The organism is Mucilaginibacter sp., assembly GCF_041663085.1.
GTDB lineage: Bacteria > Bacteroidota > Bacteroidia > Sphingobacteriales > Sphingobacteriaceae > Mucilaginibacter.
The window spans coordinates 1-13642 of sequence record NZ_JBAZRC010000045.1 but is presented as its reverse complement, the minus strand read 5'-3'; the positions used below and the strand labels follow the sequence as shown (position 1 = coordinate 13642).

Genomic DNA, 13642 nt, shown 5'->3' with positions numbered 1-13642 from the left:
CATCAGCATAATCAGGCAGATATATTTGCACGATAAGTTATAAAAAGAAAGGGCTGGTGTTAATACCGGCCCTTTCTTTTTTGTATTGTTGTTTACCTGATAAACAGCAGCTCTCTGAATTTTGGCAGCGGCCAAAGTGTATCATCAACCAATTGTTCAAGCTTATCTACATGGTAACGGATAGGTTGGAAAAAGCTTTTAACCTTCTCGTCATAAGTGATAGCGCGTTCGCGCAGGTCTTCAATAACATTCGCTTTTTTGCGTTCGTTTATCATCTCCTCTACATTATCTTTTATAAAGTTAACATGCTCGGCAATTTTGGTTATAATATCAAGCTGGGCTTTGTAAGTGCTTTTATCAAGGCCAAGATCTTTCAGTCCTTTAACATTTTCAATCAGTTTAGATTGGTATGCTATAGCCGCAGGTACAATAACGTTTAGGGCAAGCTCGCCCATTACGCGTGCCTCTATCTGTAGTTTTTTGTAAAAGCTATCCAACAGTATTTCGTGGCGGGCATGCGCTTCGCGGGTTGTAAATAAGCCTGTTTCTGCAAAAAGCTCTGCGGTTTTTTCAGATATAAAAGCATCCAGGGCCTTTGGCGTTGTTTTGATATTGGCCAGGCCACGTGCTTCGGCTTCTTTTTCCCATTCTTCGCTATAGCCATTACCCTCAAAACGTATATTACGCGATTCCTTGATGTAGCGTTTTATCACCATCATCAGGGCAACATCCTTTTTCTCGCCTTTTTTGATCAGCTTATCCACATCAATCTTAAATTTCTTTAGCTGATCGGCCATGATCAGGTTCAATACCGTCATAGGGCTGGCCGAGTTGGCCGACGAACCAACCGCGCGTAATTCAAACTTATTACCGGTAAATGCAAAGGGCGAGGTGCGGTTACGATCGGTATTATCCTTTAGTATCTGCGGTATTTTGGGGATACCCTGCCAAAGCGAGTTCTCCTCTTTTATTTTTTTGCTCAGGCGCGATGTATCAATGTCGTCTAAGACCTCGTTTAGCTGGCTACCCAAAAATATCGAAATAATAGCAGGTGGGGCTTCATTTGCACCCAGGCGGTGATCGTTATTTACCGATGCTATGGATGCCCTTAATAAATCGGCATGCTCATAAACCGCTTTTATGGTATTCACAAAAAAGGTAAGGAACATCAGGTTGTTTTTTGGCGTTTTGCCCGGCGATAAAAGGTTTTTACCTGTATTGGTTATCAGCGACCAGTTATTATGCTTGCCAGAGCCATTGATGCCCGCGTAAGGTTTTTCATGCAGCAATACTTTAAAGTGATGGCGTTTGGCAACCCTGTCCATAATATCCATTAATAACTGGTTATGGTCAATGGCCAGGTTTATTTCTTCATAAACAGGGGCGCACTCAAATTGCGATGGCGCAACCTCATTATGGCGTGTTTTTAATGGGATGCCTAATTGCAGGGCTTCTGTTTCCATTTCCTGCATAAAAGCATATACGCGGCTTGGGATAGAACCAAAGTAATGATCTTCCAGTTGCTGGTTCTTGGCCGACATGTGGCCAAATAGCGTACGGCCGGTAAGCGATAGGTCGGGCCTTGCATTAAAAAGGGCTGTGTCAACTAAAAAGTATTCCTGCTCAATACCTAATGATGCATTAACCTTCTCGATGCTTTTATCAAAGTAGTGACAAACATCAACGGCGGCTTTATCTAAAACGCTTAATGCTTTTAAAAGGGGTACTTTATAATCAAGCGCTTCGCCGGTATATGATACAAATACCGTTGGGATACATAAGGTGCGGCCTATGATGAAGGCAGGAGATGAAGGATCCCAGGCAGTATAGCCACGAGCCTCGAAAGTATTACGGATACCACCGCTCGGGAAACTGGATGCATCGGGCTCCTGTTGGGCAAGGGCATCGCCGCTAAAGCGTTCAATAGCACCGCCATCAGCTGTAGGTTCAAAAAAAGCGTCATGTTTTTCGGCAGTAGTACCGGTAAGCGGTTGAAACCAATGGGTGTAGTGTGTGGCGCCTTTGCCCATAGCCCATGATCGCATTGATGATGCTACCTGCTCGGCCATGTCACGGGGGATGGGTACACCATTATCAATAGAATCTACAATTACACTATAGGCGTCCTTTGATAGAAACTCCTTCATTTTTGGTTTATCAAAAACATTTACGCCGAAGTAGTCGGATATTTTGGCGGAAGGAAGCTTTACCTCCGGGATTTCGCGGTTTAACACAGCTTGTAAGGCCTGGAAACGTGTATTAGACATGATGTTAATAATTGGTTCAGCCCAAAATTATAAAATCATTTAAATAGTAAGCGGTTTTGACCATAATTATATATGGATAATAATATCTAAACAAAAACCAGTTTTCTTTACTGTTTTTAGGGGTAATGTAGTGGTTGTGGAGTTTTGTTTATTGATTTTGTTATTTTAATTGCCTCGTTAAATTAATTTTAGCCTTAGATTATTGTGATTATTGTTTTTTATTTACCTATTTGGTTGTTTTTTATAAAAATTAGAAATAAAAACAATGAGTTTAATGTAAGTAATTATAAAAATGTTGATAAATCGTTATGTTTTTTATAATAAAATGTAAAATAGTTCTTGTTTTTGTTAAATATTATCATGTATTTAGTAAAAAATATAATTAAAGCATTGTTTTTCAATGAAAATTATATTTTTTTATGTGATATTTTATATTGTTTGTAAAATAACGACTAAATATATAGAGGTAGTGAGGGTGAATTAGGCTTTAATGGTCGTTTTGCAATAATTATTACAATTAGCAATCAACAATTAACTAAACAATAACTAATCATTAAAAATTAAATCCCTTATCATGAAAAAAAGACTTTTACTTTTATCTTTCTTTGTTGCATCAGTATTTGCAGCCAGTGCGCAGGACACTACCAAAGCAGATCCGCCCCTAATCATCTCAGGGTCGGTTGATACCTATTACAAATACGATTTTTCGAAACACAGTAATATCCCTACCAGCTTTGCATCAGACAATAACTCTATTTCAATTGGTATGATAGACCTGGCTTTGAAGAAAAAAGTAGGTAAAGCTTCTTTTGTAGGTGAATTGTCTTTTGGCCCGCGTGGCCAGGCGCAATCTATACCAAACAGCGACGATGGCAATAGCTTTCATATCCAAAACCTGTATGTATCATATGATGTAACCGATAAATTTAATTTAACGGGTGGTTATATGGCAACATTTATGGGTTATGAAGTAATTAGCCCTGTTGGTAATTTTAACTACTCAACCTCTTATTTATTCACCAATGGCCCGTTCCAAAACCCCGGCTTTAAAGCAACTTATGCTTTTACAAGTAAGGTTAGTTTAATGGCAGGTATATTTAATGATAGCTGGAACTATTATACATCAGTAAACCAGGTTAATACCTTTGGTGCCCAGTTGATGCTTGCACCGGTAAAAGGCTGGACAGCTTACCTGAACGTTTTAACAGGTAAATTATCAGGTACTGAGTTTGATTTAACAACCAGCTACCAAATTACTGATGCCTTTAAATTAGGTTTAAACGCGGCTACATTTAAACCTGCCGACGTAGTTGGTACAGGTGGTTTTACAGGCGTTGCTTTATACCCGCAACTGGCAGTATCTAAAGATGTAACTTTCGGTTTAAGAGGTGAGTACTTTAAAACAAAAGCAGGGAGCTATGCAACTTTAGGCCCTGCACCAGGTAGTTCAGTATTTGCAACAACTGTAACAGCAAACATTAAAGCAGGCCCGCTTACTGTTATCCCTGAGTTTAGGTTAGATAACAATAAAGACGTGAATGATGGCTTTATTAATAAAAGCGGCGCGCCAACTAAAAACGCATCACAATTTGTAATTGCAGCGGTATACGCATTCTAATTTTAAGATTTTAAACGATCTGATTTTTTTATAAGCCATCCGTATAACCTGCGGATGGCTTATCTTTATCCTATGAAAAAAGCATTATTCAGCCTTATATGTTTATTATGCGCACAAATAGCGTTTGCCCAGAAAGATTCATTAGCTTTTGACGAAGGCAATAACTATATCTATTACCGGGTAGTTGATAAACCCACCTTATCTGCAGACACCTTGTATAAACGCGGCTGGGACTTCGCGACTGCATTTAATCCATCAACCAAACCTGCAAAAGGTAAAGCTGAAAGCACCCTGAATACATCCGGTAAATTTATTGTATACAGTGGTGTATCGTTAATGCGGAAGGAAGGCGGGGAGATAAGCTACACCATCAACATCCAAACAAAAGATCAACGATACCGCTACCGTATAAGCAATTTTGTATTTAAACCATACCAGCGCGACAGGTTTGGTAATATGGTACCTATCCCGGGTATAGAAGTTCCGCTTGAAAAAATGAGCACCAAATACGGTAAAAAAGAAACCGATAACTACCTGGACCAGATAGCCAGTTTTTGCATTAACACCGCGTCTAAAATTAAACAGGCAATGGATAAGCAGCCTGTAGTTAAAAAAACAGAACCTGTAAAGAAGGTTTCGACCGAAAACTGGTAAACATTCGTCCCAAATATATTTCTTTCAACCAAATATAATTTGCAATAAATAGATATATGCAGTATAAAAATTGTATATATCTATTTATTCAATTGATTATTTCGTAAAAATTCAAATTTACACAACATTTTATTTGGCAAATGCGTTAATTAGTAAAATAAAATTTCAAACGCTATGCTTAACACAAAACTTAATCTGTACAACCCCGATTGGATCGAGCTTGTATTTTCTAACCGAAACAAGGCTTACGGCGCCTTTGAATTGAGGCAGCATTATGGCCGCACCATGATTAAAGCCATGCTGATTGCAATTACTACAATTGTGGCAGCTGCTGTAATGTACACTTACATTGTAGGCAAAACTCCCGGAGAAATTATAAAACAGGTGGTAGTTGTGCTTCCGACAATCGAGCCGCCCAGGATAGAGCTTCCTAAAAAAGCCGAACCACCGGTAAAACCGGCCGCACCGGAAAAACAAATGCCGCCTGCTAAAACAACACAGTTTATAACCCCGGTACCTACATCTGAACCGATAACAACCGATCCACCCAAAAATACAGATCTTACAGGCGAGATAGGCTCAAAAACAACTGAAGGTAAGGAAGGTATGGCACCTATTGTTGACCCTGAACCTGTAGCAGGAGGTACTGGCATTGCACCTGCAGAGGATAAAAGCATTCATGATTTAGGTACACTTGAAACTATGCCCGAACCTATTGGCGGCACAGGTGCATGGAATAAATTCCTGAGCAAAAACCTACGTTTCCCTTCGCAAGCGCAAGAGGAGGGTAAAGGTGGTCGGGTACTGGTAAGTTTTGTGATAGAAAAAGACGGGCACCTATCAGATATTTCAATCCAGAGGGGTGCCGGGTATGGCATGGATGAAGAAGCATTGCGGGTATTAAAACTGGCAAAACCCTGGAAACCAGGCGTGCAAAATGGCCAGCCGGTACGCGTACGTTACGTTATACCCATGTACTTTAAAATGGGCGAGGAGTAATAAACTGATCATATAAAGCAAAGCCAAAAGCCAGCTTAACAAAGCTGTTGCTTTTGGCTTTTTACATTCTGCCACTTTCCCCAAAGCTTTCTGCTTTAATCTTTCGGCTTTTAGCCTTTTTTGCTAATTTTGCGCATCCTTTCAACTAAACAATAATACATTGGAGAACCAGGAATTAACCACCGTTGAAACCGCCCGCGATCTGGGACTTTTACCCGAAGAATTTACACGCATACAAGAGATATTAGGCCGTGTGCCCAACTTTACCGAGCTTTCTATATTCGCGGTAATGTGGAGCGAACACTGTTCATACAAAAACTCTATCACCTGGCTTAAAACCCTGCCAAAAGATGGCCCGCGTATGCTGGCTAAGGCAGGCGAGGAAAACGCCGGACTGGTTGACCTTGGCGACGGCATTGGTTGCGCTTTTAAAATAGAATCACATAACCACCCTTCAGCGCTTGAGCCTTATCAAGGAGCTGCAACAGGTGTGGGCGGTATAAACCGCGATATATTTACGATGGGTGCAAGGCCTATCGCCCAGATGAACTCCCTGCGCTTTGGCGACCTTAGCCTCGATAAAACCAAATGGCTGGTTAAAGGCGTGGTAAAAGGCATCAGCCACTACGGTAATGCCTTTGGCATCCCTACTGTTGGAGGCGAGCTTTTCTTTGACGAGTGTTACAACATCAACCCATTAGTAAACGCTTTCTCTGCAGGTATTGTAAAGGCTGGTGAAACCGTTTCGGCTACATCGTACGGTGTGGGCAACCCGGTTTACATTGTGGGTTCAGCAACGGGTAAGGATGGTATTCACGGCGCGGCATTCGCATCAAAAGATATCACCGAAGATTCTGTTAACGATTTGCCGGCTGTACAGGTAGGTGACCCGTTCCAGGAAAAACTATTGCTTGAGGCTACGCTTGAAGTGATTAAAACCGGTGCTGTTGTTGGTATGCAGGATATGGGCGCGGCAGGTATTATCTGCTCAAACTCTGAAATGAGCGCCAAAGGCGAACATGGTATGATCATTCATCTTGACCGCGTACCGATGCGCCAGGAGAACATGAAACCATACGAGATATTGCTTTCTGAATCTCAGGAACGCATGCTGATCGTAGTTGAAAAAGGTAAAGAAGCTTTGGTTGAAGCCGTGTTTGATAAATGGGACCTGAACTGCGCTATTATTGGTGAAGTAACCAATACACAACGTTTAGAGTACTTTATGAACGGCGTTAAAGTGGCCGATGTACCTGCTGATGACCTGGTATTAGGTGGCGGCGCGCCAATTTATGAGCGCGAATACCGCGAGCCTGCTTACTTTGCCGAAAACCAGAAATTTAAAATTGAAGATGTTGCCGAGCCTGCTAACTTAGTTGAAGTAGCCGAGCACCTGATAGGCCATCCTAACCTGGCATCAAAACGTTGGGTGACTGACCAGTACGATTCTATGATAGGTACGGCTACCATGACCACCAATCGCCCAAGCGATGCGGCTGTGGTTGCGGTTAAAGAAACTGATAAAGCTATTGTTTTAACCTGCGATTGTAACTCGCGCTACGTATATGCCGACCCTCAAAAAGGTACGGCCATTGCCGTTGCCGAAGCTGCACGTAACATTACCTGCGCAGGCGGCGAGCCGGTTGCTATTACCAATTGCTTAAACTTTGGTAACCCATACAAACCTGAGGTTTACTGGCAGTTTGTTGGCGCTATAAAAGGCATGGGCGAAGCTTGTACAAAATTTGAAACCCCGGTAACAGGTGGTAACGTAAGTTTTTACAACCAATCATCAGATGAAGGCCCGGTATTCCCTACGCCAACCATTGGTATGTTGGGTGTAATGGACGATACCAGCAACCTGATGACGCTTGACTTTAAACAACCAGGCGACCTGATCTATCTTATAGGTGCGTCACAAAATGATATCGCGTCATCGCAATACCTTGCATCGTACCACAAAATATTAAAAGCACCTGCGCCTTATTTTAATATAGATGAGGAGTACGCAATGCACCAGGTTATAAAAGAACTGATCAAGCATAAAGTGATACAATCTGCACACGATGTTGCTGATGGTGGTTTATACATCGCTTTGGTAGAATCGGCTATGCCAAACGGTTTGGGCTTTGATATCGAAAGCGATAGCAGCATCCGTAAAGATGCCTTCCTTTTTGGTGAAGCACAGGGCAGGGTAGTGGTAAGTATCGCACCTGATGATCACGAGCGTTTTATCGAGATGATGGCCACCAGCGAAATTGATTTTAGTTTATTGGGTACCGTTAACGGTTCTGGTAATACCAATATAGATGAAGAGCTGTTTGGTAACATCACCGATATTAAAATGGTACATGATAACGTACTTCACGTAATTTTAGGCGACGAGTAATGCTAAAGCTGAACAGGATACACCATATTGCTATCATCTGTTCAGATTATGAACGCTCTAAACGTTTTTATACCGAAGTACTTGGATTTACAATAGTTCGCGAAGTTTATCGCGAAGCAAGAAGATCATATAAGCTCGATCTGGAAGTCAACGGACTATACCAGATCGAGCTTTTTTCATTTCCCGGGCCACCCGCAAGGCCCTCACAGCCCGAGGCAGTGGGCCTGCGCCACTTAGCTTTTGAGGTTAATGACCTTGATGAAGCAATATTCCACCTGAATGAATATGAGGTAGTAGCCGAACCTATCCGCGTAGATGAATTTACCGGCAAGCGCTTCACCTTTTTTACCGACCCCGACGGCTTGCCGCTTGAATTGTACGAAAAGTAACGCCATTATTTTTTATCTTCATGGCTTTAAGCTATATATGCCGATGAAAAGATGTTTTTTATTATTGGTCGCTTTGCTGCCGCTATTAGCATTTGCGCAAAAGCCGTTTACTATTGCCGGTGATGTTAAGCCGTTTAAAAATGGTGATAAGATATACCTCTCGTATAAAGAAAATGGTAAACAACACCTCGATTCAACCGTCGCGAATAATGGTTATTTTAAATTTAGCGGGTTAATAAACAGCCTTGGCATTGGATATATCTGCAGGAATGATAACCCGCTAACGGCAGATATTTTACATGACGCTGTAACTATTTATATACAGCCCGGCAATATTTTAGTAACAACACAAGATTCGCTTAGATATGCTACTATAGAAGGCACTCCCCTGAATAAGGATAATACCGAGCTTGAACTCGCCCTAAAGCCATTAACAAAAAAGCATAGTGCTATAGCAGATAAGTACGATACGCTTACACCTCAACAGCAAGCCGACGTTACTTTTACAGATCCTATAAAAGTTGCAACCGACGCCATATTAAAGCAAATGGAGCCTATTAAATTTGCCTTTATCAAATCGCACCCCGATTCATACATCAGCCTGCTTACTTTAGACAGGATGGTTAACCATGCCGATTTTTCGCTGGTTATTGATGCTTATAATTCCCTGTCGGTAGCTAACAAAACGAGTGCGTTAGGTAAAACGATGGAAGCAACTATCAATTCTGCAAAACAATCGCAGGTAGGTGTAATGGCAGCCAATTTTGAGCTAACAACAGCTACAGGGAGAAAGGTAAAACTGGCAGATTTTAAAGGCAAATATGTGCTGATTGATTTTTGGGCATCATGGTGCTTACCCTGCCGGCAGGAAAACCCCAATGTTGTTGCCGCGTTTAAAAAATACAATAGCAAAAAGTTTACGGTACTGAGTATTTCCATCGACAGTAAAACCGGCAGGCAAGCCTGGCTGCAAGCTATTAAAACGGATAAACTACCATGGACACAGGCTATAGACCATTATAATACTGCCGCGAGTGTAAAGAACTTATATGGTGTAACTACCATACCGGCCAATGTACTCATTGATCCAACAGGCAAAATTGTAGCTAAAAACATAAAAGGACTGGAACTGCACCAAACACTGGCAGGGGTGCTGGGTAACTAAATGGTTTTAATTGATGTTATGGTGAGCTTGTCGAACCATTGATCAACTCGTTAAGTCTTCACAATCTCAGACTGATAATGCATTATATAATTCATAAATGTTTTGTAGTTTTAAACCTCTCACTAAATAACCAATTATGAAGAAACTAAAATTATCACGCAGCATTAAAACGATAGCTGTGTTATGTGCTACGCTTTTTTCAACTGTTTGCGCCAATGCACAGCATGTTGAAATGAAAAAAGACCCTGATGTAATAGGCAGATGGGATATTACGATGGAGAAGGATGGCAAAAGCCAGCCATCATGGTTAGAAGTTCAAAAATCGGGCACACATACACTTATCGGTCGTTTTACTTACGCATTCGGTAGCGCACGCCCAATATCTGAGGTGAAGGTAGCTAATGGTAAATACAGTTTCTCTATCCCGCCACAATGGGAGCCGGGCGACCGTAATATGGATTTTGAGTTTGAGGCAAGCGGTGACAACATAAAAGGTACAATGGTTTATACTGATGGTAAAAGCTACAGTTTTACAGGTGTACGCGCACCAGAAATGTTACGTACCAAAGCACCTGTTTGGGGCAAACCGGTAAAATTATTTAACGGTAAAAATACCAAAGGCTGGCATACAGATGGAAGACCGAACCAGTGGGTAGTTGAGAACGGCATTCTGCGCAGTAAAAAATCAGGCGCCAACTTGTTAACAGATCAGAAATTTAAAGACTTTAAATTGCACATCGAGTTCAGATACGAGAAAGGTAGCAACAGCGGTGTTTATTTACGTGGTCGTTACGAAACACAAGTTATCGATACCAAAACCGGCGAACCTGAGCCTTTGGCAAACCAGTTCAGCTCAATATATGGTTTTATGCAGCCAAACAAAATGATGGCTAAAAATGCAGGTGAATGGCAGTCGTACGACATCACACTTGTTGGGCGTGTAGTTACCATTGTTGCTAACGGGCAAGAAGTTATCTCCCGCCAGGTTATTCCCGGTATAACCGGTGGCGCTATAGACAGCAAAGAAGGAGAACCCGGTCCGTTAATGATACAAGGCGATCACGGGCCGATTGATTATAGGAATATTGTAATTACACCGGCTAAGTAAATAGCTACCTACTAGTATAAATGCAAAAGGCTTGGTGTATCACCAAGCCTTTTGCATTTATAAACCGTCATTGCTGTAAGCGATAGCGTGGCAATCTTCGATAGAAAAGTCGGCGACAAGTATGTCGAAGATTGCCACGTCGCTACGCTCCTCGCAATGACGCGTGGTTTTTATGCCTCATTACTTAACCACCTCAATCCATTGCCCTTTTATCAACGCGTTAATGTCATGGTTATACATGGCTTCGCAGTAGGCTGCAGGCAGGTAATATTTACCGGCATAAGCAGCGTTCAGCATTACGTAATACGTAACCTCTTTACCTTCTGCTAAACTGAAATAGGTGTTCACCCTGTCATCACGAATGTCACGGTAATCTGATGGCGATGATTTAAACGCCTCGTCATTGTTCAGCATCCGGCTATTCAGTATTTCCCATCCCGATGGGAAGATCTGTGTAAGCGCCAGGTTATCATACCTGCCGCGTTTGCCGGGGTTTTTGATGGTTACCTGCGCCACAAAATCGCTACCTTGTTTAAGTGATGTTGGGTCGATAACCTTGCCGCCAAGCGTAAAGTAAGCCACACGCATCTGCATAATATCCGGGTTCACATAAGTTTGAATATCCTGGCCGGATGATGGCTGTCCCTGCTGTATCAACCTCACATAAAGTTTGTTGGTGCCGTTGTTCTTTAACGTTACCTTACCGCTGTTAGGCGCTAATTCCTGCTGCCACAGGTACGATGCCGCGTTTACATTCTGCTTATTGCTGCCCGACTGGAACGCGAACGACAATTTACCGCCGCTTTTATTCACTCCACAGTATTGTGCTATGGCAACAAGCGAGTAGGCGGTTGTTTGCGTGCTGTACCAGCTATCCTGAGATAGTTTGGAAGCAACAGTACGTACCATGCCGGATGCTTTTTGCTGCTGGCCAAGCAGGGTAAGGGTTTCCAGTATCATGGCTTCATCGCGTAAGTCAGATCCATAGGTGCCGTACATACTGTTGTATGGTTTAATGGTTGTTGGCAGTCCAGCTATCATTCGTAAACCAATCTCGGGCTGGCCGGCTAGTTTGTAGGCTGCGGCAAGTCGCCAGCGTGCTTCGGTGCTGATGTATTGGTATTCGCGCAGACGGTTCATCGCCCCCAGTTCCGGCGAACCGGCTAATGCAAGCAGGTATAAGCGGTACGCCTGCACCAGGTCGGTATAGTAATAGTAGCCGTGGATATTCGTGCGCGGGTCTGGCGACCAGTTAACTGCTTTTTGTTTCTGATAACGTTTCCAATCGTCAATAAATCCGGATGGCAGGCTATAGCCTTTGGCTTGCGCCGCCAACATAAAGTGCCCGGCATAGTTGGTTCCCCATTCATCAGCTTCACCACCATCAGGCCAGTAGCTTAAGCCACCGCCTTGTACCCTAAAGCCATTCAAGCGGTTTATGGTGAGTTTAATGTTACGTTCAGTTTCGGCTTTTTGGCGTGATGTAAGATCAAACAATTGCCCTAAATATAGTTGTGGGAATGCAGACGATGTTGTTTGCTCTACGCAGCCATGCGGGTAGGTGATGAGGTAATTTAAACGTTTGGCCAAATTCAACGGCGGGATGCTGGCAACTTCAAGCGTAGCTTTATTTGTGCCGTTAATACCAATGGCATTATAAGCAGCCGCGTAGGATTCGCCCGGTTTCAATTCCCTCTCAAATATGCGGGTAACCGGCGGGTTAGGGTTGCGCACATTCAGTTCCACATCATAAGCGGCGGTTTCGCTGCCTGCTTTCGCGATGATCTTCACTTTACCAACGCCGACAAAATCTTTAACATTAAGGTCGAAGGTTACCAACTGATCGCCCGGTTTGGCAAATTGGACAGTCTTGGTATTATTGCCACCTAAATTGCTGAACGCGTTTGATTGCACTTGTACCGTTACCGATTTGATATTATTCTCCATCGCGAATACGGTAACAGGTAGTTGGATACTCTCCGACGGGCCAAGTACACGTGGCAGGGTAGCCAGTATCATCAGCGGTTTTTTAACGGCTACAGCTTTATCTGCAAAACCATAGGCACCATTATGTCCGGCAATAACCATTGCTTTAACCGAGCCCACATACTGCGGCAGGGTAAATTTGGTGGTTTGTTTATCGCCCGCATCTAAGTGGAATGGCCCCAGGAATTTCACCACAGGTTTAAAGCGATTAACCGATACGTTTTTATTTGTGCCGTTTGTACCATCACCGCCAATGCTCAGAATGCGTTCTAAGCCACCGCCGAAAGCGCCGATAACATAGTCGAACAAGTCCCAGGTTTTTACGCCTAAAGCTTCACGGGCGTAGAAAGCCTCATGCGGATCAGGTGTTTTAAAGTTGGTAATATCCAGCAGGCCTTCATCCACAATGGCAATAGTATAGGTCATTTCCTTACCCGATGCTTCAGATACGGTGATAGATGATTGTGTTTCGGGCCTTATTTTATCCGGCATACTGATCACCGGTTTCAATATTGTTTCTGGGTTATCAACCACCAGTGGGATAGCGCCGTACATACGTATTGGCAAATCGTTTACGGTTTGCGCATGGCGTTGCAGTAACGTAACGTTCACAAAAACGTTTGGCGCCATGGTTTCGTCTACCTTAAAGCTGTAGCGGGTTTCGCCTTTTTTGGTATCTATCCAAACTGTTTTTAAAACCTTGCTGCCATTCTCAAAGCTTATTAAAGCGCGTCCGTCACCACCTGTAGGAATGGTAAGTGTAGCCTCTTCGCCAACTTTATAGTTTGGCTTATCGGATGTAAAGGAAAGCATCGCAGCTTCGGTAGGGTCGGTGTTTTGCAAGCGTTCCGACCAGTTTGGCCAATCGGCGTAAATGATCTTCCCGGTAGAGTGGCCTGTTTCCGGGTCTTTAATCCGGATCAGGTAACGGCCCCAATCGGCCTGGTTAATTTTAAGGTTCCATTTACCTTTACCGTTTACCAGTTGCACGTTTTCGGTTTTGATGAGCTTGTTGTAACGGTCCTGCGTAAAGTTGCTTAGCTCGTTACCGGTCTCATCCCACCACC

At 42.9% G+C, this 13642-nt stretch carries 9 protein-coding genes; 7 read left to right on the top strand and 2 right to left on the bottom strand.

Annotated features, from left to right (window positions below; all coding sequences use genetic code 11):
- Nucleotides 1–92: 92 nt before the first annotated feature.
- A complete protein-coding gene (locus WC615_RS10600; RefSeq protein WP_372978076.1) occupies nt 93–2267 on the bottom strand; it encodes a glutamine synthetase III in 2175 nt (724 codons plus the stop codon).
- A 574-nt stretch (nt 2268–2841) separates the two neighbouring features.
- Here WC615_RS10600 and WC615_RS10595 point away from each other — a divergent pair.
- The 7 genes from WC615_RS10595 (at nt 2842) to WC615_RS10565 (ending at nt 10589) form a co-directional block, all read left to right on the top strand.
- Nucleotides 2842–3885, top strand: coding sequence for an outer membrane beta-barrel protein (locus WC615_RS10595; protein ID WP_372978075.1), 1044 nt, complete (start codon nt 2842–2844; stop codon nt 3883–3885).
- A gap of 72 nt (nt 3886–3957) precedes the next feature.
- Nucleotides 3958–4539 carry a DUF4468 domain-containing protein gene (locus WC615_RS10590; protein ID WP_372978074.1) on the top strand — a complete coding sequence of 194 codons (582 nt, stop codon included), beginning with the start codon at nt 3958–3960 and terminating at the stop codon, nt 4537–4539.
- A 174-nt stretch (nt 4540–4713) separates the two neighbouring features.
- Nucleotides 4714–5538: a TonB family protein gene (locus WC615_RS10585; RefSeq protein ID WP_372978073.1), complete on the top strand. Its 825-nt coding sequence runs from the start codon at nt 4714–4716 to the stop codon at nt 5536–5538.
- 160 nt (nt 5539–5698) lie between these two features.
- Complete coding sequence (gene purL, locus WC615_RS10580) at nt 5699–7927, top strand: phosphoribosylformylglycinamidine synthase subunit PurL (protein WP_372978072.1); 2229 nt, start codon at nt 5699–5701, stop codon at nt 7925–7927.
- Nucleotides 7927–8316: a VOC family protein gene (locus WC615_RS10575; protein WP_372978071.1), complete on the top strand. Its 390-nt coding sequence runs from the start codon at nt 7927–7929 to the stop codon at nt 8314–8316. Before purL ends, WC615_RS10575 begins: the two co-directional genes overlap by 1 nt.
- Nucleotides 8317–8359: 43 nt before the next feature.
- Entirely contained in the window at nt 8360–9481 is a 1122-nt protein-coding gene (locus tag WC615_RS10570) for a redoxin domain-containing protein (RefSeq protein WP_372978070.1), read from the top strand.
- Nucleotides 9482–9617: 136 nt separating this feature from the next.
- A complete protein-coding gene (locus WC615_RS10565; protein WP_372978069.1) occupies nt 9618–10589 on the top strand; it encodes a DUF1080 domain-containing protein in 972 nt (323 codons plus the stop codon).
- 180 nt (nt 10590–10769) lie between these two features.
- Here the strand turns inward: WC615_RS10565 and WC615_RS10560 are convergent.
- On the bottom strand, nt 10770–13642 hold a 2873-nt coding region (locus tag WC615_RS10560), incomplete at its 5' end, for an alpha-2-macroglobulin (RefSeq protein WP_372978068.1).

Bases quoted from the DNA above. Each gene is read 5' to 3' on its own strand.
- WC615_RS10600 (WP_372978076.1), bottom strand. From the start codon at position 2,267: ATGTCTAATACACGTTTCCAGGCCTTACAAGCTGTGTTAAACCGCGAA.
- WC615_RS10595 (WP_372978075.1), top strand. From the start codon at position 2,842: ATGAAAAAAAGACTTTTACTTTTATCTTTCTTTGTTGCATCAGTATTT.
- WC615_RS10590 (WP_372978074.1), top strand. From the start codon at position 3,958: ATGAAAAAAGCATTATTCAGCCTTATATGTTTATTATGCGCACAAATA.
- WC615_RS10585 (WP_372978073.1), top strand. From the start codon at position 4,714: ATGCTTAACACAAAACTTAATCTGTACAACCCCGATTGGATCGAGCTT.
- WC615_RS10575 (WP_372978071.1), top strand. From the start codon at position 7,927: ATGCTAAAGCTGAACAGGATACACCATATTGCTATCATCTGTTCAGAT.
- WC615_RS10570 (WP_372978070.1), top strand. From the start codon at position 8,360: ATGAAAAGATGTTTTTTATTATTGGTCGCTTTGCTGCCGCTATTAGCA.
- WC615_RS10565 (WP_372978069.1), top strand. From the start codon at position 9,618: ATGAAGAAACTAAAATTATCACGCAGCATTAAAACGATAGCTGTGTTA.